This window comes from Methylobacterium sp. 190mf, from assembly GCF_900107945.1.
Classification (GTDB): domain Bacteria; phylum Pseudomonadota; class Alphaproteobacteria; order Rhizobiales; family Beijerinckiaceae; genus Methylobacterium.
Genome location: NZ_FNVI01000030.1, coordinates 21,286 through 41,250 on the forward strand (window position 1 = coordinate 21,286; position 19,965 = coordinate 41,250).

The 19,965-nt window shown below is 72.0% G+C and carries 20 protein-coding genes, 1 tRNA gene and 1 pseudogene; 7 read left to right on the forward strand and 15 right to left on the reverse strand.

What is annotated here, in order from left to right; translation table 11 throughout:
- Positions 1-2: 2 nt before the first annotated feature.
- Both C4T42_RS26640 and C4T42_RS26645 read right to left on the reverse strand, forming a co-directional pair.
- Entirely contained in the window at positions 3-281 is a 279-nt protein-coding gene (locus tag C4T42_RS26640) for a hypothetical protein (protein WP_020094351.1), read from the reverse strand.
- Between the two features lie 414 nt (positions 282-695).
- Positions 696-1,334: an isochorismatase family protein gene (locus C4T42_RS26645; RefSeq protein ID WP_103986154.1), complete on the reverse strand. Its 639-nt coding sequence runs from the start codon at positions 1,332-1,334 to the stop codon at positions 696-698.
- Between the two features lie 124 nt (positions 1,335-1,458).
- Here C4T42_RS26645 and C4T42_RS26650 point away from each other — a divergent pair, with 124 nt between their 5' ends.
- From C4T42_RS26650 to C4T42_RS26670, 5 genes are all read left to right on the forward strand, one after another.
- The gene (locus C4T42_RS26650; protein WP_056529504.1) at positions 1,459-2,370 is read left to right on the forward strand and encodes a LysR substrate-binding domain-containing protein; all 912 of its coding nucleotides are present in this window, start codon (positions 1,459-1,461) and stop codon (positions 2,368-2,370) included.
- A gap of 186 nt (positions 2,371-2,556) precedes the next feature.
- Positions 2,557-3,435, forward strand: coding sequence for a pirin-like C-terminal cupin domain-containing protein (locus C4T42_RS26655; RefSeq protein ID WP_020094357.1), 879 nt, complete (start codon positions 2,557-2,559; stop codon positions 3,433-3,435).
- Between the two features lie 103 nt (positions 3,436-3,538).
- The gene (locus C4T42_RS26660) at positions 3,539-4,483 is read left to right on the forward strand and encodes an alpha/beta hydrolase (protein WP_020094358.1); all 945 of its coding nucleotides are present in this window, start codon (positions 3,539-3,541) and stop codon (positions 4,481-4,483) included.
- Positions 4,484-4,515: 32 nt separating this feature from the next.
- Positions 4,516-6,042, forward strand: a complete 1,527-nt coding sequence (locus C4T42_RS26665) for a GMC family oxidoreductase N-terminal domain-containing protein (protein WP_020094359.1) — start codon at positions 4,516-4,518, stop codon at positions 6,040-6,042.
- A gap of 438 nt (positions 6,043-6,480) precedes the next feature.
- Complete coding sequence (locus C4T42_RS26670; RefSeq protein ID WP_020094360.1) at positions 6,481-6,897, forward strand: ester cyclase; 417 nt, start codon at positions 6,481-6,483, stop codon at positions 6,895-6,897.
- Here C4T42_RS26670 and C4T42_RS26675 read toward each other — a convergent pair.
- From C4T42_RS26675 to C4T42_RS26685, 3 genes are all read right to left on the reverse strand, one after another.
- A complete protein-coding gene (locus C4T42_RS26675) occupies positions 6,894-7,076 on the reverse strand; it encodes a hypothetical protein (RefSeq protein WP_020094361.1) in 183 nt (60 codons plus the stop codon). The two genes, C4T42_RS26670 and C4T42_RS26675, sit on opposite strands and share 4 nt — an antisense overlap.
- 179 nt (positions 7,077-7,255) lie before the next feature.
- Positions 7,256-7,984, reverse strand: a complete 729-nt coding sequence (locus C4T42_RS26680) for a phosphatase PAP2 family protein (protein ID WP_020094362.1) — start codon at positions 7,982-7,984, stop codon at positions 7,256-7,258.
- Positions 7,985-8,058: 74 nt separating this feature from the next.
- Positions 8,059-9,285, reverse strand: coding sequence for an MFS transporter (locus C4T42_RS26685; protein WP_042671725.1), 1,227 nt, complete (start codon positions 9,283-9,285; stop codon positions 8,059-8,061).
- Positions 9,286-9,563: 278 nt separating this feature from the next.
- Between C4T42_RS26685 and C4T42_RS32540 the strand changes: the two are divergent.
- Positions 9,564-9,626: pseudogene (locus C4T42_RS32540) on the forward strand (hypothetical protein); the annotation flags it as partial.
- 144 nt (positions 9,627-9,770) lie between these two features.
- Here C4T42_RS32540 and C4T42_RS26695 read toward each other — a convergent pair.
- The 9 genes from C4T42_RS26695 to C4T42_RS26735 form a co-directional block, all read right to left on the reverse strand.
- Complete coding sequence (locus C4T42_RS26695) at positions 9,771-12,314, reverse strand: HWE histidine kinase domain-containing protein (protein WP_020094364.1); 2,544 nt, start codon at positions 12,312-12,314, stop codon at positions 9,771-9,773.
- 184 nt (positions 12,315-12,498) lie between these two features.
- Complete coding sequence (locus C4T42_RS26700) at positions 12,499-12,738, reverse strand: CsbD family protein (RefSeq protein ID WP_042671726.1); 240 nt, start codon at positions 12,736-12,738, stop codon at positions 12,499-12,501.
- Between the two features lie 697 nt (positions 12,739-13,435).
- Positions 13,436-13,527: transfer RNA gene (locus C4T42_RS26705), tRNA-Ser, on the reverse strand.
- Between the two features lie 12 nt (positions 13,528-13,539).
- Entirely contained in the window at positions 13,540-14,400 is an 861-nt protein-coding gene (locus C4T42_RS26710; protein ID WP_020094366.1) for a glycosyltransferase family 2 protein, read from the reverse strand.
- A complete protein-coding gene (gene lysA / locus C4T42_RS26715; RefSeq protein ID WP_020094367.1) occupies positions 14,397-15,665 on the reverse strand; it encodes a diaminopimelate decarboxylase in 1,269 nt (422 codons plus the stop codon). The genes C4T42_RS26710 and lysA overlap by 4 nt, the downstream gene beginning before the upstream one ends.
- A gap of 165 nt (positions 15,666-15,830) precedes the next feature.
- Positions 15,831-16,178 (reverse strand): hypothetical protein, encoded by a 348-nt coding sequence (locus C4T42_RS26720; RefSeq protein WP_020094368.1) that lies wholly within the window; start codon positions 16,176-16,178, stop codon positions 15,831-15,833.
- 168 nt (positions 16,179-16,346) lie between these two features.
- Positions 16,347-16,649, reverse strand: coding sequence for a hypothetical protein (locus C4T42_RS26725; protein ID WP_020094369.1), 303 nt, complete (start codon positions 16,647-16,649; stop codon positions 16,347-16,349).
- Between the two features lie 143 nt (positions 16,650-16,792).
- Positions 16,793-17,515: a hypothetical protein gene (locus C4T42_RS26730; RefSeq protein ID WP_042671737.1), complete on the reverse strand. Its 723-nt coding sequence runs from the start codon at positions 17,513-17,515 to the stop codon at positions 16,793-16,795.
- Positions 17,516-17,683: 168 nt separating this feature from the next.
- Positions 17,684-18,310 (reverse strand): DUF1134 domain-containing protein, encoded by a 627-nt coding sequence (locus C4T42_RS26735; protein WP_020094371.1) that lies wholly within the window; start codon positions 18,308-18,310, stop codon positions 17,684-17,686.
- Positions 18,311-18,467: 157 nt separating this feature from the next.
- Here C4T42_RS26735 and C4T42_RS26740 point away from each other — a divergent pair, with 157 nt between their 5' ends.
- Positions 18,468-19,046, forward strand: coding sequence for a YHS domain-containing (seleno)protein (locus tag C4T42_RS26740; protein WP_020094372.1), 579 nt, complete (start codon positions 18,468-18,470; stop codon positions 19,044-19,046).
- On the opposite strand, the gene C4T42_RS26745 is transcribed toward C4T42_RS26740, so the two are convergent.
- The gene (locus C4T42_RS26745) at positions 19,027-19,899 is read right to left on the reverse strand and encodes a 3'(2'),5'-bisphosphate nucleotidase CysQ (RefSeq protein ID WP_103986155.1); all 873 of its coding nucleotides are present in this window, start codon (positions 19,897-19,899) and stop codon (positions 19,027-19,029) included. The genes C4T42_RS26740 and C4T42_RS26745 overlap by 20 nt on opposite strands.
- Positions 19,900-19,965 lie beyond the last annotated feature (66 nt).

The following is a 19,965-nucleotide window of genomic DNA, read 5'->3' on the forward strand; positions in this document are numbered from 1 at the left end:
CTTCACCGTGCGGCGCGGACCTTCCGGATCGGATTCGCGGCCTTCTGCTCCTCTTGGTAAGCGGCGATGGCCATCGAGCAATTCGGTGTCAGGAGGCCGGCTCTCTCGCGGAAGCAGGCCTGGACTTCCCCGCCGTCGGGCGAGAACTGGCCGCAATGTTCCAGGTAATCTCCTATGCAGTGGCGCTTCAGATTCTCCTGGCTCGCCTGTGGCTGGGCAAAGGCCATGTTGGAGACGAGGCCGAGGACAGCGGTGAGGCAAGCGGTCTTCGAGATACTCATGATCGGCTCCGTAGGGGGATAGATCTACCGAGGAGACGCCTTCAGGCTCCGGTCATCGCCAAATACGGGATGAGGAAGGCGCAGGCGAAGTTGCCGGCGATGACCAGCAGGATGACGGACTGCATGCCCATGACGGCTCACCTCGTCTGCGCGAGGAGACCGGCTGCGGATGCGGGCGTCAGCATCGGCGCGCAGGCGATGGCGCCGATCACGCTGATGACGATCAGCAGTCGTGCGATGATGGTGGTCATGTCGGTTCCCCCTCGTGGCCGTTCGGGCCTTTGGTTAATGAAGGATTTAAGAGCTCGGCCTTACGCGCGTGTTGCTTCGATTGTTGCGTCGAGCAGGGGCCGGCAGACACCGCTGGCGCGACCGCTGTGGGACAGGCCGCAAACTGACACGTGTCGTGAACGGTCAAGCATTCGCTCCGCCGTGCACTCTGCCGAAGGAGGCGGCGACCTGGCCGACCAAGGTCGCCCAGGGCATGTCCAAGGCCGCGTAGACCGGGCCCGCCTCCGGGCGGGCGTTGTCCTTCAGGATCTCGACCATCAGCGTCGCGTAGTCGGACAGGACCACGCCCGCCTGCGCCATACGGAGAAGGCCGGCCTGGCGCTTGGTCTCGCTGAACGTCCCGGAGGCGTCGACAGCCACGTAGGCGTCGAGGCCGCGGGCGACGGCTGTCATGGCTGGGAAAGCCGCGCAGACCTCCAGCGAGATGCCGGCGAAGATCAGCTTCTCGCGGCCCGTGGCCTCGATGGCCCGGGCGACGCGCGCGTCGTCGTAGGCGTTCACCGACGAGCGGTCGATGATCTCGTTTCCGGGCAACGCCGCGACCAACTCGGGGAAGGTCGGACCCCATAGGCTGTCGCGCGCCGTCGTGGTGACCACGATGGGCAGGCCGAGCGCCGCGGCGGCCTTCGCCAGGGCGATCACGTTGTGCTTGAGCTCGCCCGTCGAATAGTCCCGCACGCCCGTCATCAGGCCGACCTGATGGTCGACGAGGACGAGGGCTGCGTTCTCGACGGTGAGCGGTTCGTAGGCGCGAGCGGTCATCGTATCCTCCTGCTCAAGGCCCGTCGGGGCCGGCGACGAGCAAGAGCTATCGGCTGGACCGGCGGCCCAGAAGCCGCAACAATCCGAACCCAGCGTCCATAGGTTTGGACGACGAGGGGGCGGCGTGCTCGACCTGAACGACTTCTTCTACTTCGTGCAGGTCGTCGATCGCGGCGGCTTCACGGCCGCCGGGCGGACGCTGCGCGTGCCGAAATCCACTTTGAGCCACCGCCTCCAGCAGCTGGAGGGCGCCCTCGGCGTCCGGCTGTTGAACCGGACCTCGCGCCGGTTCGGCATGACGGATGCGGGGGAGGACTTCTACCGCCACGCGGTCGCGATGCTCAGAGAGGCGGAGCTGGCGGAGACGACGATCCGCCAGCGCCTGACGGAGCCGACCGGCACGGTGCGGTGCACGGCCGGCGTCGCGACCATGCAGTTCGCCCTGGCGGACATCATCGCGGACTTCCTCGTCCGCCACCCGAAGGTGAATGTCGTGGCCCACGGCGCGGACCGCACCGTCGACATCGTCGGCGAGAACTTCGACATCGCCGTGCGGGCCCATACGGACCCGCTGCCGGACTCGAACCTCGTCCAGCGTACCCTGGCGCCGGCGCCCTGGTTCCTGTTCGCGGGATCGGCATACCTCGACGAGAACGGCGCTCCGGACAATCCGGACGCCCTTCGGGACCATCCGTCCCTGTTCATGATGCGGACCGGGGTCGCGCCGGTCTGGCGGCTGCGGCACGCGAGCCGCGCCGGGGACGAGGCGGTACTGCCGTTGAGCCCGCGGCTGATGGGCGATGACATGGTCGGGCTGCAGCAGGCCGCCATCCGCGGCATCGGCGTGGTCGCTCTGCCGAGCTACATCTGTCGTCAGGCCGTCCGCTCGGGTGCCCTGCGGCGCGTTCTGCCCGACTGGGTCGCGGGCGACTCCACCCTGACGGCCCTCATTCCCTACCGCCAAGGCCTGCTTCCGTCCGTGCGGGCCTTCCTCGACCACCTCGCGGCGGAGTTTCCGAAGGCCGTGCTGCTCTAGGCGCGGGCGATCTCGGCGGGGTCGGTCGAGGGGGTGCGGAGCCGGGGCCGGTCCCCATCCGCCGCGAGCGCCACCGGATGCCGGATCCCGGCGTCCAAACGATCGGACGATAGGTCCGAAAATGGCTGCCTTCTCGGCCAGCGTTTGTCGCAACACCATCGGCACATCCACGCAGCGAGGCAGGACATGACAGCTCTCGAGACCATCCACGGGGCCGACGCGCTCCACCCGAGGCTCGGCGAGACCGTTCTCGGAGCGCCCCACCGCATCGGCTCGAACTTCTCCGCGGCGCACTTCTCCGAGGAAGCCTTCGACGGGCGCATGGACCCGCTCCTGATGGTCGACCACTTCGTCATGACCGGGCCGACCTTCGAGCCGCACCTCCATGCCGGCATCTCGGCCGTGACCGTCATGTTCGAGGACGCGACCGGCCACTTCCTCAACCGGGACACGCTGGGCCGAGACGTCGCCCTCGAGCCGGGCGACCTCTACTGGCTCGCGGCGGCGTCGGGCGCCGCGCACGAGGAGAGGCCGGCCGAAGGGGCACGGGTCCACGCCCTGCAGGTCTTCGTCAATCTGCCCGCGCGCCTCAAGGCGCAGCCGGCGCGCGCGCTGCACGTTCGCGCGGCCGACATCCCGGTCCTCGAAGGCCGCGGCCATCGCGTCCGCGTCGTCCTGGGGCAGAGCGGCGACGTTGTTGGCGCGGGTGGCACCCCGGAGGAGATGACACTGCTCGACGGCTTCCTACAGCCGGGCGGCGCCTTCGCCCACGCCCTGCCCGAGGGGCGGCAAGCCTGGATCTACGCCGTGTCGGGGCGCGTGTCCGTCCGCTGCCGTGAGGAGGAGCGCCTCCTGCCGGAGGGCGGCGCCCTAGCGGTGGGCGCCGGTTCCGCCGCGGAGATCATCCTCGAAGCCGCCGAGGCTGCGCATGTCGTGCTGATGGCCGGGCGGCCGATCCGCGAGCCCTTCGTCAAGCGCGGTCCGCTGGTGATGTCCACGGTCGCCGACGTCGAGCGCGCGCTCGCCGGCTACGCCCGGGGCGCGTTCGGCCGCATCCCGGCCTGAGATCCGATCGTCCGACACACGAACCCCGCGCGGCGCCGAGCGACGCGCGGACGGCGGAGCCTTGCCCGGCGGCGGTCGGGCCGATGCACCAGCGGGAACTGCGATGCGCGACGACACCTTCGGCCCCGATCCGGCGCCAGGGACGATCACCATTCCGCTCGCCGACGATGAACGGCGGCGCGAGGACGCCCTGCGGGACCTGTTCGCGCGCTTCTGGGGCAACGCGACGGGAGAGCCGCGGGCCGTCTACGACACCTTCATAGCCGGCAGCCCGCGCGCGGACGGCGTCGCGTTCGACCCCGTGGACGAGGCCGGCATCCGCGGCTGGTGGGTGCGCCCCGCGGATGCCGCGCCCGGCCAGGCGATCCTCTTCCTGCACGGCGGCGGCTACGTCCAGGGCACGGCCGCGGCCTATCGCGGCTTCGTCAGCCAGATCGCGAGCCGGGCCGGCGTCGCCGCGCTCGCCATCGACTATCCTCTGGCGCCGGAGGCGACGCTGCCCGCTGCCCCGGAGGCGGCGCTGGCTGCCTGGGATTGGTTGATCGGCCAAGGCTACGACCGGATCGCCGTCGTCGGGGACTCGGCCGGGGGCGGGCTGAGCCTCGTCACCCTGGCGAGCCTCGCCCTGCGCGCGCGCGGCCCTGCGCCGGTGGCCGGCGTCGTCTTCTCGCCCTGGACCGACCTGACGCTGTCCGGCCCCTCCATGAACGATCCTTCGGTGCAGGACCCGCTCATCGGCCGTGCGTACCTGCAGGACTGCGCGCGCAAGTATGCCGGCGCGCGCGATGTCCGCCACCCGCTGGCTTCACCGCTCCTCGGCGACCTGCGCGGATTGCCCCCGCTCCTGATCCAAGTCGGCACCGACGAGCGCCTCATCGACGACGCGACGCGCTACGCCCGGCGCGCCGAACAGGCTGGCGTCGCGGTGTGGCTGGAGGTCTGGGAGGGCCTGCATCACGTCTTCCAGCTCGACATCGCCCACCTCGACAGCAGCCGCCGGGCCCTCGACCGAGCCGCCGCCTTCCTGCGCCGCGCCTCCGCATCCTGACCATCGCCGCTCTCGAAGAGGACATGTCCGCCATGCCCACCCGCGCCCCCATCCCGGATCAGGCCTTCGACGTCGTCATCGCCGGCGGAGGCTCCGCGGGCGCCGTGCTCGCGCGCCGGCTCAGCGAGAATCCGAACCGGACGGTTCTTCTGCTGGAGGCCGGACCGGCCTACGCGCCGGGGGCGTATCCGGACGTCATCGCGAACGCGAACTGGGTCGGCGGCGACGCGGCGCACGACTGGGGCTACCACACCCAGGACCGCTCCGGCCTCGGCCACGACGTGCGCGCGATCCGCGGCAAGGTGCTCGGCGGCAGCTCCGGCGTGAACGCCGCGGTCGCCATGCGGGCGCGGCCGTCCGATTTCGCCCGCTGGACCGCGCGCGGTCTCGACGGCTGGTCGTGGGACGAGGTGCTCCCGGTCTTCAGGGCACTGGAGAACACGCCGGCCGGCGACGACGCTCGGCGCGGGCGCTCCGGGCCCTTCCCGATCCGCCAGCGCACGATGGAGGAGATCACCCCCTCCATGCGCGCCTTCGTGCTGGCCGCGGAGGCGGCCGGCCTGTCCCGCATCGCCGACTTCAACGGCGCGGAGCAGCACGGCGTCTCGCCCTACCCGCTGAACGTGGTCGAGGGCCGACGCGTCAACACGGGCATGGCCTACCTGACTGAGGACGTTCGGCGCCGACCGAACCTCGCCATCGTCGGGGGCGCCGAGGTCGACGCCGTGCTGTTCGACGGCCGGCGGGCGCGCGGCCTCCGGCTTCTGGGCGGCGCGACGGTGGAGGCCGGACGGGTGATCCTCTCGGCCGGGGCATTCGGCAGCCCCGCCATCCTGATGCGGTCGGGCATCGGGCCGGCGGCGCACCTGCGCGACCTCGACATTCCCGTGCTGCAGGACGCGCCGGTCGGCGAGCGGCTCAAGGAGCATCCGTTCTACTACAACGTCTACGCGCTCAAGCGGGAGGTGCGGGCGATGGACCCGGTCGCGGGCGCGATCATCTGGACGCGGTCGCGTGAGGCCGCCCCGGACGAGTTGGACCTTCACATCTCGGGGACGCACATCTTCGATCCGGCGCAGAGCCCGACCGGCGGGGCCATCGTACTGGCCTGCTCGGTCACGCTGCCGAGGTCCGTCGGCTCGGTTCGGCTGACGAGCCGCGACCCCCGCGCCATGCCGCTCATCCGCTACAACTTCTTCGAGGACCCGGCCGACCTGAGGCGCATGTTGGAAGCGGTGCGCCTGTCGCGGCGCATCGGCCGGACGGCCCCGTTCAGCGACGTGGTCGCGGCGGAGCTGTATCCCGGTCCCGATGTCCGTGACGACGACGCGCTGCGGCGAGCCGTGCTCTCGGCAGTCGACGGCTACGCCCACCCGACCTCCTCCGTCCCGATGGGCGGCCGCGACGACCCGTGGGCAGTGGTCGATGGGAGCGGGGCGGTGCGCGGGGTGGACGGCCTGAACGTCGTCGATGCCTCGATCATGCCCGACATCGTCTCGGCGCCGACGAATGTGACCACGATCATGCTCGCCGAGGCGATCGGCCGGAGGCTCGGCTAGAGCCGTGCCCGATCGCGTTGCAATCGGGCACGGCTCTAAACCTTTGTCTTGACGCGCTCTCTTACGCCGAACCGGTATCCACTTCGGCGGAGAGCGCTCGAGCGCTCGGCCGGGGGACGGCCGAAGTCGGGACGCCGTTTTCGAGAAGCCGGGCCGCGCGCCTCGGCGCGTCCGGCCCACCGCCTCCCCCGGCTTCACACGAGAACGGTCACAGACATGGCGCGTTCGACCTCGAAGCGTCTTGCCCCAACCCGCTCCCGCACGGGAGCGGGGGGCATGGCGCGGCTGCCTCGAACGAGGCGCCTTCCTGATCGTCGCGATACGGTCGGAAGCGGCGCCAGCCGCATGACCGTCCGCGCAGACCCTCGCAGAGGGTGCTTGCGCGGACGGCGTCCGCTACAATCGGCGCTTCCGGCAATGGAAAAGGGCGATCCAGGCATGGGCGACATCACGACGGTAGCAAAGGCCTTCTTCGATGCCTGCGAGACCGGCGGAGGCTGGGAGGCGTGCGCGCGCTACTGTGCCCCGCATGCGACCTTCTCCGCCCAGGCCGATGCCCTGGCCGGCGTGACCTCCCTGCGGGACTACACGGAGTGGATGAAGGGGCTCCTGACCTTCATCCCCGACGGTCGGTACGAGGTGCGATCCTTCGCGACCGACGAGGAGCGCCGGAACGTGATGGCCTACGGGGTCTTCCACGGGACCCACACTGGCGAGGGCGGACCCTGCCCGCCCACGGGCAAATCCACGTCGACCGACTACGTGTATGTCATGCAGTTCGAGGGGGACCGCATCATCGGATTGACGAAGATCTGGAACGACGCCCGGGCCGTGAGAGAGCTCGGCTGGGCTTAGCCATCGCAGCGGCGAGCCTCGTCTTCCGCCGAACAGCGTGACGAGGCCGCCCGACAGATGCGCATCGCGCGGACGAGCTTCCTGGCCTGTCGCTTCTCGCAGGTCTCCGTGACGGCACGACCGGCGACCTTGACCATGAAGTGCCCATCAGCGGCCATCTCCTCGGTGACGTGAGACATGCCGGCGGTCTCCTGTCGTTCGGGGCTCGGATGTCGGGCGGCCCATCTCCGGGGCTGGGTCGGGTGCGGCAAGGGCCCGTGCGCGGGTGCCCAGGATTGCCTGGGATCGCGGTCAGACAGGCGGGTTCGCCCCGCAACCCGCCTCCCGCCTTCGTGATCCTGCGTCAGGAGCCTTCGCCTCACCGACCGGAGGCGCCGCCCTGGGCCGCGACTTCAGAAGCCGCCCGGGCGAGATCGCGTTCGAAGCGCGGGTCGTGGAACAGCGCCTCGGCGATGACGGCCGCGGCGATTTTGCCGGCTTCGAGGTCGGACGGGAAATGGGTGCCGGCGATCACCCGGTTCTCCCCGTAGGTCCCGGCGAAAGCGAACAGCGCCTGGCGCTTCTCGGGCACGAGGCGCGACAGCACCGTGGCCGCGAGATACCCGAACGTGGCGTGGCCGCTCGGGTAGGACGTGCTGTCGGAGCGATGTCCGAACGTGGCGAGGTCCGGCTTCACCGTGTAGGGCCGCGGCCGCGCGATGGCGGCCTTCGCCGCCAGCACGGCGAGTTCCCCGTCCTGGAACACACTCTCGATCAGCGCCGCGGTGTCCGGCATCGTCTCCGCCGTGAAGGCCGGGCCGAGCACACCGGTGAAGCGGTCGAGGGTGCACGGCAGGTTCGCGGTGATGCGCCGCTCGTCGTCGGGCGTGCGGGCGCGGACCGCGGCCTCCACGGCCTGCATGTCCGCCTTGGCCGATTCCGAGCCGGCTTCGGGCGGGGGCGGCAGGACGCGCTGCAGCGCCATCGCCGCCGGGTCGACGTAGGTGCTGTGGAGCGTCGCGGCGGTGACGGGCAGGGCAAGGGAGAGGAGCACGGCCAGCGTCGCGGTGAGCCGCCGGCCACCCCGGCCGGAAATCCGATCTTTCACCACCCCTCCTCAAGCCGTGCCAGGTCTCACCGCTCGCAGCCACGCCGCCGGGCCGCCCCGAGGCTTCTCCGGGGCTACTCCGGGATTGTCTCGGGCAGCAGCGTCACGAGCACCCCGAGCGCGACCGCCGCGACGGCGGCGCACGCGAGATAGGCGGCATCGAACCCCGCCTGCTGGACCAAGGTTCCGGCGATCACGAACGACAGCGAAGCGCCGGCGCCCTGCACGGTCCCGATCAGGCCGTGGGCGGCGTTGTAGCGGCCGGTTCCTCGGGTGATGTCGGCTATGACCAGCGGCTTCACCGCGCTGAGCAGGCCGGCACCGACGCCGTCGAGGCACTGGACCGCGATCAGCCAGTACGGGTCGCGCCAGACGAGATAGAGCAAGGCGCGCACGGGCAGCGCGGCGAAGCCGATCACGAGCAAGGGCTTGCGGCCCCAGCGCTCGGCCCGGCGGCCGACGATGAGCCCCATCGGCACCATCACCCCCTGCGCGCCGACGATGCAGACGGAGACGATGACGGACGACCAGTCCGGGCGCGCCTGCCCGATCTCCTGGGCGACGAGGGTCAGCAGCGGCGCGTTGGCGAAATGGAAAAGCCCTACGCAGGCCGCGAAGACCATGAGCGGCCGGCAGGTCAGCAGGGTCCGCCACCGGGCCGGGGCTTGCTCCCCCTCGCCGCCGCCGCGAGCCCGGCGCGCGTCGATGGCATCGCGCGGGATGGAGTAGAGTGCCGCGGCCGAGACGATGGCGCAGGCCGGGACCAAGAGGAACACCGCGCGGTCCGGGAACAGCCAGCCGACGAGCCCGATCAGCACGGCGATGGCGACGTTCCCGGTCCGCTCCAGGGCGGCGTTGCGGCCGAAGCGCCCGGCGATCCGGTCGGATGGGAACAGGCCGAGCGTGAGCGTCGCGATGGCCGGGCTCAGCATGCCCCCGACGGCGGCCAGCACGCAGGAGGCCGCGAGCACGGGCCAGAAGTACGGGAAGAGCGCGACGAGGAGCGTGGCCAGCGAGAGCGCGACCAGGGCGCCGAGCAGGATCACGCGCTTGTCGCGCACCGCGTCGATGGCGGTCCCGATGGGCGTCTGCACCACGATGCCGACGATGCCCGACACCGTGCTGACCAGCCCGACCGAGGCATCATTCCAACCGCGGTGCACGTAGAGGTAGACGTTGAGGTAGGGCTTGATCGCCCCGTTCACGTCGATGAGCAGGAGGTTGAGGAGGTCCAGGGACCTGGAGACGGATGGCCGTCGCGAAGCGGGCGGCCGCTCCCCCTCGCCGATGTCCTGCTCCATGCGGTCCGCTCCCCTTTCAGCCAACCTAGAGCGGCGCGGCACCGAACCGAGGTGACCCCACCCCGAATGAGCGTGACCGCCGGTAGAGGCGCTCCGGCCCGGCGACCGCGGCGCCGACCCGCCCGAAGCCCGCGACGCGCGCGACCGTTCCGGCCTGCCGGGTCTCGAATGCCGCCCGCGACCTGTCGGGCCCGGCGCCGTGACCCGCGCACCGCCGTCGTTCACCCCGCCTTCGGGCCAGCGGCACCACCGCCTTCGACGCGTGGCGCGACGGCGAGATCCGCCGCATCGAGGCACCGCGTCGCGATCGTGAAACCCGTCTCCGTGAGTCCGAGGGCTTCCTCGGCAAGCTGAGGCGCGCTGAGGACCGCGCGACCTCCGCGCGTTTCGTGGCGGAACATCCCACCGGGCCAGGCGCCGCGCCCGACATCGCCCCAACCACCGGTAACCCTGACCACCGACCCGTCAAGCACCGGCTCGCGGGCTCAAGCCGGGAAGGCGCGCAGGAGGTCCTCCGCCCCGTAGGGCTTCTTCACCACCGGCACGGCGGCGAGGTCTTCCGGAATGCGGAAGCCGTCGCCGTAGCCGGTGGCGAACGCGTAGGGGATGCCCAGTTCGAACAGCCTGCGCGCGACGGCGATGCTGGTCTCGGAGCCCAGGTTGACGTCGAGCAGGGCCCGGGCCGGCGGCGCCGCGTCGATCAGGCGGAGCGCCTCGCGCGTCGACGACGCCATGTCCACGTTCGTGGCGCCGAGCGACGTGAGCAACTCCTCGGCCTCCAGGGCGATGATCATGTTGTCCTCGACGACCAGCACGGACCCCGCGAGACCGCGCAGCGCCTCGGCGTGAACCGCCCTGACAGCCTTCGGCGCGGCGCGTGAGGCGTTCTGGACGAAGGCCGGGGGGATGGTGAAGCGCGCCTCGACGCCCGCCAGTTCGTAGCGCACCTCCGCCTCGCCCTTGAGCTCGTACGGGATCGACCGCTCGATGATGGTCGTGCCGAAGCCGCGCCGGGTGGGCGCCCGCACGGCCGGGCCGCCGGTCTCGCGCCATCGGATCACCAAGTGGTCGAGGGCGTCCCGCTCCCAGCGCAGGTCGACCCGCCCGAGGCTGTCGCAGAGCGCGCCGTACTTGGCCGAGTTCGTCATCATCTCGTGGACGACCAGGGCGACGGTCGAGAACGCCTGCGGTTCCAGCAGGACGTCGGCGCCGTCGAGCACGACCCGGCCGGCCTTGGGTCCGAGGTAGGCGCCGGCCTCCAGCATGACGAGGTCGCGCAGGGATCCCGGTCCCCAGTTGCTCGAGGTGATCTGGTCGTGCGCCCGGGCGAGCGCTTGGATGCGGTCGCCGACCGTGTTCGCGAAGGCGCTGTCCGCCCCGTCCGCCGGCCGGCTCTGGGTCACCACCCCGCGGATCAGGTTCAGGATGTTGCGGACCCGGTGGTTGAGCTCGGCGATGAGGAGTTCCTGACGCTCCTGCGCGACCTTGCGCTCCTTCTCGGCGGAGTCGGTGAGGCGCAGGATCACCTCGAGCAGGGTGATGCGCAGGGCCTCGGCGGTCCGCATCTCGACCTCGGCCCAGGGGAGCGAGCGCCCGTGCACGGTCTCGCGCCACGCCTCGAAGCTCTTGCGCGGGGTCAGACGGACGCCGTTCGGCCCCGGAGTCGCGGGCTTCACCGGGTTGCCCGCCCAGGTCACGGTCCGCGAGACCTCGCGCCGGAAGTAGACCAGAAAATCCCGGGGCGTGCGCGACACCGGGATGGCGAGCATGCCGGCCGCCCGCTCGGTGAAGTCGCGGCCCGGTTCGTGGACGCGCCCGATCTCGTCGGTCGCGTAGGCCTTGCTCGCGGCCGTGCGGTTGAGGAAGCGCACCAGGCCGGCGAACTCCTCCGCGGTCGGGGTCGAGCCCTGGAGCGTGATCTCGCCGTTCACCCACAGGCCGATGCCGTCGCAGGGCAGGATCGCCGCCAGGTCGTCGAGGAAGTCGGAGAGGCTTTCCAGGTTGGTGCCGCCGGTGGCCAGCGCGCCCAGCAGGCGGTTGTGCAACTCGCGCGAACGGACCTCGCGCTCGGCGTCGGCCTGCCGCTCGCGGGCCTCCAGCAGCCAGGAGAACATCTGGCCGAACAGCTCGGCGCCGGTCCGGCGCTCGAGGGAGATGTGGCGCGGCTCGGTGTGGTGGCAGGCGAACAGGCCCCACAGGCGACCGTCGCGCAGGATGGACACGGACAGCGAGGCCGCCACGCCCATGTTGCGCAGGTATTCGAGGTGGATCGGCGAGACCGTCCGCAGGGTCGACAGCGACAGGTCGAGGGGCTGGCCGGCCGGATCGCGCGGGGGCAGCACGGCGGCGCCGGTGTCGTCGACGTCGGCGATGATGCGCAGCCAGTTGCGCGCGTAGAGGGCGCGGGCCTGTTTGGGGATGTCGGAGGCCGGGTAGTGCAGCCCCAGGTAGGGAGCGAGGCCGGACCGGGCCGCCTCGGCGATGACCTCGCCCGAATGGTCCGCGGCGAAGCGGTAGACCATAACCCGGTCGAACCCGGTCAGCGCCCGCATCTGGCGGGCGGCCTCGCGGCAGAGGGGGTCGAACCCCACGGTCTGCTGGAGACGGGTGACCATGCTGCGCACGAGGTTGCCGGCGCTGAGGTGTTCGGTGGCGCTCGGCTCGGCCTCGATGACGATGGTGTCCCCGGACCGGTGGAGGGCCACGTCGAACGGCTCGCCGCCCGGCACGAGCCGGAGGCCGAAGACCCGGTCGACGGCGTCCGGCCCGCGCAGGGTCTGCAGGTGCCCGCGCAGGGTGTGGATGGCCTCGCGGTCGAGGACGGCATCGAGGGGCAGGCCGAGAAGTGCCGCCGCACCCTGGCCGAGCCAGGTCGCGATGTTGTCCGAGGCGCGGGTGACGATCCAGTCCGGGGAGACCCCGATGAGGAAGCCGAACCCCTGCACCGCGCCGAGGATGTGGATGGGCTCGCGGTCGCAGGACGAGAGGTCGATCTCCGGCGTCGGTTGCGACGCGTTCAACTGGTCCATGGGCCCACGATGCTGCGCGCAGGCAAGGGTCCGGCTGCGGTTCGGATATTGTCTTCGCAGATCAACGCGGCACGGCGCGCGGGCGTTGCAGGACCGGCCTCTGCCAGCACCCACGATCCTTTCCTTCGACGCGTTGCCGCGACCTCGGGATGCCCGGAGCGTGGAACCGCTCCGGGCGGCCGGATCAAACTTTGCCGGTGAGCTTGTCGGCCACGTGCTTGGCGCCGTCCTTGACGTTCCCGGTCGTCTTCTGGGCTTCGCCCTTCAGTTCCTGCGCCTTACCCTCGGCCTTCAGCTTGTCGTTGCCAGTCGCGCTGCCGATGCCCTGCTTCACGTTGCCGACGGCCTCATTGGCCAGGCCCTTGATCGTGTCGGTGGTGCTGCTCCTGGCGGTTCTCCTTCGCGACCAGGCCTTCGCGACCAGGCCTTCGCGACCAGGCCTTCGCGACCAGGGCGGCCACGGGGATCGGGAACGGCTCTCGCCCGGGCGCCGTTCCGCGCGGCCGGTCACGGTCACGGGAGGGTCCTGACGCGTGCCCAGCGGGTGCACGGATCGACGCGACGGCCAAGTCTCGACTGCCCGGTGGGGAAGGGCGCTCCGCGCGAGCGGGATCCGCTAGGGATGTGCCTTCGCCCTCGTGCGCGCGCTCCTGTTCAGTGCGGCTCCTTCGGACGCGACCACGCCCATGTCAGCCGGTGCCGAAGCCGGCGTACCCGCCTGGACGCCACCCGGACGGAGCAATCCGACGCGCATGCCGGGTGACATCATCCCGCCTCCGGATCGCAGGCAGCACGACGGCACCGGCGCGGCGTGGTTCTCGGAGTCGGTACCTACGCTGACGATCTGGCGACCCGGGCAGTCAGGTCTCGCAGAGAATGCTGCCGAAGCAGGATGCGACGGTTCGGTCGATCACATTTCTTCGGACGGAGCTCTTCGCAAGCGAGCCAGGAAGCAGTCGTTCCTCCGCTCAAGCTCGAATCACACGCCGTCGTGACGATCGGGCGCGCCGAGTGGGCATTCCTTCGGCCGTTGGCCGAGCCAGTTTCCGCGGGGAGAAATCAAAACTCGACGTGCGGAAAATCGCTGTCAATCCAGAGACTTAGATCGAGTTGAGCGGTGCTGGCGGAGACGGAGGGATTCGAACCCTCGATACCCATTTCTGGGTATGCTCATTTAGCAAACGAGTGCCTTCAGCCGCTCGGCCACGTCTCCGGCGCTCTGGCTCTAGAAGGTCGGATCCGGCGGGTCAACCCGATCCTGGCGGGCGGCGGCCACGCGGCGGCGCTCGACGTGCTTGGCGACGCGCAGATGCCGCGAGATCGCGTAGTTCATCGCCGTCAGGAAGCCGTAGGTGCCCCGCACGAAGTGGCGGCGGCCGAGATAGGCCTTCAGGAAATTGCCCGGCAGCTCGACGAACACCCGCCAGGTCGGGATCACCACGCCCCGCGACTCCAAGTCGTCCGCCTGCTGGTCGGAGTAGCGGTTCAGCTTGTCGAGCTGGTCGCCGAGCGAGCGCACCGAGAAATGATGGATCACGCCCCGGAGCCGGCCCGGCTTCACCCCCGGTTCCAGCGCCACCCGGTCGTGGACCGGCGAGGCGGCGTAGCGGCCCCGATCCTTCCGGTAGAGCCGGACCGGCGTCAGCGTGTAGGCGAGCGGGTGCGGCCGGCCCTCGCCGGGGAAGATCTCGGCGATGCCGATCCGCCACGCCGGCCGGCGCGGCTCGCCCGCGGCCCAGAGGCCCCGGATCTCCCGGGCCAGCTCCGGCGGCACCACCTCGTCGGCGTCGAGGTTCAGGAGCCAGACGTGCCGGCACTGCTCCTCTGCGAAGCGCTTCTGCGGGCCGTAGCCCGGCCAGGGATGGTGCAGCACCCGCGCGCCCAGCGACTCCGCCAGGGCCTGCGTGCCGTCGGTGGACCCGGAATCGACCACGACGAGGTCGTCGGTCAGGCCGCGGACCGCCCGAAGCGTCGCGCCGATCCGGTCCACCTCGTTGTGGGCGATGATGAAGACCGACAGCGGCAGGGGCCCGTCGGGTCCCGGGAGCGGCCTGGGGGCGGCGGCGCCCTCCGGAGCGCGGCTCACGCCAGCCAGTCCGGCACCCGGTCGAGGGCGATCAGGGCGTCGACGTCGAGGCGCGGGCGGACCACCGCCGCGCGGTCGCCCCGCACCAGAACCTCCGGCACCAGCGGCCGGGTGTTGTAGGTGCAGGACTGCACCGCCCCATAGGCGCCGGCGCTCATCACGGCGATCAGGTCGCCGGGCCTCACCTCCGGCATCTCGCGGTTGAGGGCGAGGTAGTCGCCGCTCTCGCAGACCGGGCCGACCACGTCGGCGACGAGGCGCGGCGTCTCGGGACCCGGCTCGATGACCGGCCGCAGGCCGTGATAGGCCTCGTACAGGGTCGGGCGGATCAGGTCGTTCATCGCCGCGTCGACGATCACGAAGGTCCGCCCCTCGCTGTGCTTCACGTAGAGCACCCGCGTCAGCAGGATCCCGGCATTGCCGACGATCATCCGGCCGATCTCGAAGACCGGCCGCAGGCCGAGCGGGGCGAAATGCGGCCGCAGGGTCGCCGCCAGCGCGGCCGGGTCCGGCGGCGGCGCGTTGTCGTCGCGGTAGGGGATGCCGAGGCCGCCGCCGAAATCGATGTGGCGCAGGGGATGGCCGGCCGCCAGCAACTCCCGGGCGAGGCCGGCGAGCAGCCGGGCCGCGTCGGCGAAGGGCGCCAGATCGGTGATCTGGCTGCCGATATGCATGTCGACGCCGTGCACCGCGATCCCCGGCAGGGCGGCCGCAGCGGCGTAGACAGCCGGCGCCCGGGTGATCGGGATGCCGAACTTGTTCTCGTACTTGCCGGTGGAGATCTTGGCGTGCGTGCCGGCGTCCACGTCGGGGTTCACCCGGACCGAGACCGGCGCGCGGAGGCCGAGGCCCACCGCCACCTCGGACAGGACCGCGAGTTCCGGCTCACTCTCCACGTTGAAGCAGAAGATGCCGGCCCTCAGCGCGGCCTCCATCTCGGCGCGGGTCTTGCCGACTCCCGAGAACACGATCTTGCCGGGGTCCACGCCGGCCGCCAGGGCCCGCTGCAGCTCGCCGCCGGAGACGATGTCCATCCCGGCGCCCCGGGCCGCGAGGGTCCGCAGGACGGCCTGGTTCGAGTTCGCCTTCATGGCGAAGCAGACCAGCGCGTCGTCGGCCGCGAACGCCTCCGCGAAGACGCGGAAGTGCCGCTCCAGCGTGGCGGTGCTGTAACAGTAGAACGGTGTGCCGACCTCCGCGGCGAGGCCGGTCAGGTCGACATCCTCGGCGTGCAGGCGGCCGTCGCGATAGTGAAAATGGTGCATCTCGGCCGTGTCTCGTCGCCGTATCTCGTCCCGCCGGAGCGCGGGCTGTTTCCCGTGAAACACTCCGCCGCCGGCCGCGGCGGGCGCGCGCCGGTGGCGGGGTCCGACCGAGTCCGAGCGGGGCCACCGGGCGCGGCACCGCGACGGCGTGCCGGCCTCCGCCCTCTACAGCAGCGGATCCAGAATGAAAGGCTGCTTCGGCACCCGGTAGCCGCGCCGCGCGCCGCGGCTGGTCTCGACCGGCGCCTCGGTGCCGCCCGGCGGGACCGCCGCCGCGGAGAGCTCGTCGCCGGCGCGCACCGAGGCCGGGTCCGGCTCCGGGGCGCCGCCGCCGAGGCCGACCGAGACCGGCAGCGTCCGCCGCCCGGTCGGCGCGTCCGCACCGGCCTGCGCACCCGCCCGCGGGGCCGCCGTCTGGGGCGGCTCCAGCGCACCCCGCCGCCCGCAGGCGGAAGCCGCCAGGGCCACGAGGCCGGACACGGCGAGGAGTTTCAGGGCGGGTTTCGACAACATCGCGCGAGGGTCCGGCGGGCTCGGCACCGGCACGCGAGGGCCGGCGGGAGCGCTACCTTAGCCGTTGCCGCGTCCCGGCGCGAGCGCCCGTCCGCCACAGGCCGGCCGCGGCGCACGGTTGGGGCCCGTTCCCGCGGTTCCCGGCCCGGCCTCGACAGCCGGGAGGCGTCAGCCCCGCCGCTCCTTGCCGCCCTGCGAGCCCTGCCGGTTCTTGGCGGGGGCGTTCTGCTGCTGCTCGGCCTCGTAGGCGTCGATCGCCCGGCGGCAGTTCTCGCTGAGCTTCTTCCAGTTCTTCTGGAAGCAGGCATCGGTGGCCGGATCGTCGGGGGCCAGGTTGCCGCAATAGGTCAGGTAGTCCCCGGTGCAGTACTTCTTCAGGGTCTCGTTGCCGCGCTTCGTCTGCTGCGCGGCTGCCGGCAGCGTCAGGGCAACGGCCGCCGCGACGGCGAGGACGATCGGCTTCAGGCGCATGGGTATCCGTACCATCTGTCGAACTTGTGAATGCAGGACGCGTCGGCGATGCGATGATGCCTTTGCGTGGTCGAAACAAGGCAGTCATCGCAGGTTTTCGGTTGCGTTCCGGTCGCCAAACCCCGTTTCGGAGGTGGATCGGCTCAGACCCGCTCGGGTTCCGGCATCGCCGCCGCGGTCCGCGGCATCCGGCCCGGGGCCGTGAGGGCTTCGGCGACCTCGACGATTCGCCGGCGGAGATCGGCGTTCTCGCGCTCGATGCCGGCCTGCCGGTCCGGCGACAGGTTTCCGGCCCGGTCGTGGCGTTCGTTCTGGCGGTCGGCCACGGTCAGGGCCAGAGCTTCCTCGGCCGCCTTCAGGCTCGCGCGCAGGTCGTCGCGCTCGGCCGCCAGCGCGGCGGCGTCCGGTGCCGGCGCCGCGCCCTGCCGGAGCGCCAGGAGACTGTCGAGCAGGTCGGCATGGGCGTCCTCGAGAGCCTGGAGCGTGGCGAGGCTCGCGCTCCCGTCCTCCCGCGCCAGCGTCAGCTCGGTCTCCAACTCCCGGGTCTTGGCCTGGGCCTGGGCGATCTCGGCGTCGCGGGCAGCGACGTCGCGCGCCAGGGCGGCGACCCGCATCGTCCCGGCCCCGATCGCCGCCATGTCGGCCTGCCGCCGCGCCTCGACGGTCTCGACCCGGCGCTCCAACCGGCGCTGCTGCACGGCAAACTGCGCGCGCAGGAAGTCGCGCTCGGCGGCGATCTCGGCCGGCGACAGGGGCAGGCGCGCCTCGGCCCGCCGACGCTCCAGGCGCGCGGCGCGGGCATTCAGGGCCGGCAGAAGCAGCAGGCCGCACAGGCTCGCCGCCAGGAAGCCCAGCGCGAAGATCATCACCGTTTCGATCACGAGGGTGCAGCCCGCGCATCCGGCCGGAAAACCCGACCCAACTCCACTCTAGCCCAGGTTGGCCGCGAGGGTGAAATCCCGCGGGGCCGGTCAATCAGAACGCGTTCCGACGCCGTCCCGGATCAAAGCCGGCTCAGGCCGGATCAGGCCGGATCAGAACGGGTTCCACGTCGGCTCACGGGTGAACTTCAGATAGCCGACATTGATCCCGAGCCGCGCGCCGACGCCGCTGCGGATCGGCACGACGATGACCCGGTCGTTGACCACCGCGGTCATCCCGAAGCCGCCCACCAAGTAGGCGGAGCCGTCGACGCCGGCGAAGCGGCGGTACAGGTCGCGCACGTTGGGCAGGTTGTAGACCAGCATCATGGTGCGGGCGCCGTCGCCGCCGACATCGAAGCCGAGGGACGGGCCCTGCCAGTAGATGCGCCGCTTGCCGGCGTTGCGGGTGTAGAGCGTGCCCTCGCCGTAGCGGACGCCCGCCACCACGGCGCCGCCGCCCTCCTGGCCGAGGATGTAGCCGTTGGGCTCGCCCCAGCGCCGGCCCGCCTCCTCGACGGTGAGCGCGAGGCCGCGCGACACCGTGCCGAAGAACCGGTGGCCGGATTCCACGATCTCGCCGGGACGGAAGGTCTCGGGCGTGTCGAGATCCTCGCCGGCCGCGCGGGCCGCGCCCGCGGCGCCGAGGAGAGAGCCGCCGAGGGGCGCACCCAGCGCCAGGCCGAGGCCCGCGCGCAGGAGGGTGCGGCGGTCGGTGCCGCGATCGTCTCGTGCCGTCATCGTTGCCTCCTCGCCCGGTTCGATTAACGGTTCGTGCGATGGACCTGAGCCGCTCTGTCCCGCCGGGCCGGCAGAGGCCGCGCCGGGCGGATGAGTCGGACCAGCTTCTGAGGGAATCCGCAAGATGTGGTTAACGCGTCCTGACCCCGCAGTCCGCATGGCCGGGCGGTCGGGCGCGGGCGTCCCGCGTGCGGCGCTCACGCTCGCGCGGGCGGTGGGGCTGTCAGCCGCGCTGTCAGCCGCGCTGGCGGCCCTGCCGGCGGTGGCCCCCGGCCGCGCCGCCGCGGAGGAGGGCCTGACGGCCCGGACGCGGATCGAGCTGCTGACGCTCAACGGCTTCGACCCGGTCAGCTACTTCCTGGAGGGCGGGCCGCAGGCCGGTCTGGCCCGGTTCGAGCTGTCCTGGGGCGGCCAGGTCTGGCGCTTCTCCAGCGGCGCCAACCGCGCGGCATTCCGGGACGACCCGCCCGCCTACGCGCCGCGCCTCGGGGGCTACGACGCCGCCGGGATCCTTGATGGCCGGCTGGTGGACGCCGATCCCCTGGTCTTCGCGGTGATCGACGAGCGCCTCTACCTGTTCCGGGATGCCGGGCGCCGCGCCCGGTTCCTGGCGGAGCCCGGCCTGGCCCGGCAGGCGGAGGCGGCCTGGCCGGCCGTGCGCCGCCTGCAGGATGTCCCGCCCGACGGCTCGCCCGACGCCTCGCCCAACGTGCCGCCTAGGGATGCGCCGCGCTGAGCGCCGCCGCCGGCCGGTCGCTCGCGCGGGCCGGCAGGGCGAGCCGCGGGGCCAGGGCGGGGTCCCCGAGGGCCGCGAAGGGACCGTTGCGGTGATCAGGTCCGTGCTGGCCGTAGCGGATCGGGCCGCCGCCCGGCACCACCACGCAGCCGCCCGCCGCCGCGACGATGTGGTCGCCCGCGGCCGTGTCCCATTCCATGGTCGGGCCGCAGCGGACGTAGATGTCGGCCTCGCCTGCGGCGATCAGCCCGAACTTCAGGGCGGACCCGACCTGGCGCGTCTCCACCACCGGCAGCGCCGCCAGGCAGGTGGCGGTCTCGGGATCGCCGTGCCGCCGGCTGCCCAGGGCGACGAGGCCCGTCCCCGGCGCCGCCCGCGCGCGGACCGGACGCCCGGACCCCGGCCGGCCCGCGATCACGGGGCCCTCCAAGGTCGTAGGGCCGGCCCACCAGACGCGGCCGAGGCCGGGGGCGGCCAGCGCGGCCGCCACCGGGCGGGCGCCCGCCACCAGCGCGATGTTGACCGAGTAGTCCGGCGTCCCGGCGAGGAAGTCGCGGGTGCCGTCCAGGGGATCGACGAGGAAGAAGAGGTCGGCGGGGCGCGCGGTGTCGCCCTGGGCGCGCTCCTCGGCCACGACCGCGATCCCGGGGAAGCGCCCAGCGAGGGCGTCGACGATCAGGTCCTCGGCCTCGACGTCGGCGGCGCTGGAGGGTGAGCCGTCCGGCTTCAGGGCGTGGGGGCAGGGGCCCCGGTGGTAGCGGCGCAGGATCTCCCCCGCCGCGCAGGCGATCTCGGCGAGCGCCGCGGCGATCCGCTCACGCTCCGGTCCCGAGATCGTCGCCGCGCCCGTCATGATGCCTCCCGACACCGCCCTGAATGCCCGAGCGGGGGGTGAATGTCGACGGCCACCGGCCGGAGC

What these genes read in the sequence shown, in the direction of transcription:
- C4T42_RS26660 (WP_020094358.1), top strand. Translation starts at nt 3,539, where the DNA reads ATGCGCGACGACACCTTCGGCCCCGATCCGGCGCCAGGGACGATCACC.
- C4T42_RS26725 (WP_020094369.1), bottom strand. Translation starts at nt 16,649, where the DNA reads ATGCGCCTGAAGCCGATCGTCCTCGCCGTCGCGGCGGCCGTTGCCCTG.
- C4T42_RS26655 (WP_020094357.1), top strand. Translation starts at nt 2,557, where the DNA reads ATGACAGCTCTCGAGACCATCCACGGGGCCGACGCGCTCCACCCGAGG.
- C4T42_RS26665 (WP_020094359.1), top strand. Translation starts at nt 4,516, where the DNA reads ATGCCCACCCGCGCCCCCATCCCGGATCAGGCCTTCGACGTCGTCATC.
- C4T42_RS26675 (WP_020094361.1), bottom strand. Translation starts at nt 7,076, where the DNA reads ATGTCTCACGTCACCGAGGAGATGGCCGCTGATGGGCACTTCATGGTC.
- C4T42_RS26740 (WP_020094372.1), top strand. Translation starts at nt 18,468, where the DNA reads ATGGCCGGGCGGTCGGGCGCGGGCGTCCCGCGTGCGGCGCTCACGCTC.
- lysA (WP_020094367.1), bottom strand. Translation starts at nt 15,665, where the DNA reads ATGCACCATTTTCACTATCGCGACGGCCGCCTGCACGCCGAGGATGTC.
- C4T42_RS26695 (WP_020094364.1), bottom strand. Translation starts at nt 12,314, where the DNA reads ATGGACCAGTTGAACGCGTCGCAACCGACGCCGGAGATCGACCTCTCG.
- C4T42_RS26685 (WP_042671725.1), bottom strand. Translation starts at nt 9,285, where the DNA reads ATGGAGCAGGACATCGGCGAGGGGGAGCGGCCGCCCGCTTCGCGACGG.
- C4T42_RS26640 (WP_020094351.1), bottom strand. Translation starts at nt 281, where the DNA reads ATGAGTATCTCGAAGACCGCTTGCCTCACCGCTGTCCTCGGCCTCGTC.
- C4T42_RS26745 (WP_103986155.1), bottom strand. Translation starts at nt 19,899, where the DNA reads ATGACGGGCGCGGCGACGATCTCGGGACCGGAGCGTGAGCGGATCGCC.
- C4T42_RS26645 (WP_103986154.1), bottom strand. Translation starts at nt 1,334, where the DNA reads ATGACCGCTCGCGCCTACGAACCGCTCACCGTCGAGAACGCAGCCCTC.
- C4T42_RS26730 (WP_042671737.1), bottom strand. Translation starts at nt 17,515, where the DNA reads ATGATCTTCGCGCTGGGCTTCCTGGCGGCGAGCCTGTGCGGCCTGCTG.
- C4T42_RS26670 (WP_020094360.1), top strand. Translation starts at nt 6,481, where the DNA reads ATGGGCGACATCACGACGGTAGCAAAGGCCTTCTTCGATGCCTGCGAG.
- C4T42_RS26735 (WP_020094371.1), bottom strand. Translation starts at nt 18,310, where the DNA reads ATGACGGCACGAGACGATCGCGGCACCGACCGCCGCACCCTCCTGCGC.
- C4T42_RS26720 (WP_020094368.1), bottom strand. Translation starts at nt 16,178, where the DNA reads ATGTTGTCGAAACCCGCCCTGAAACTCCTCGCCGTGTCCGGCCTCGTG.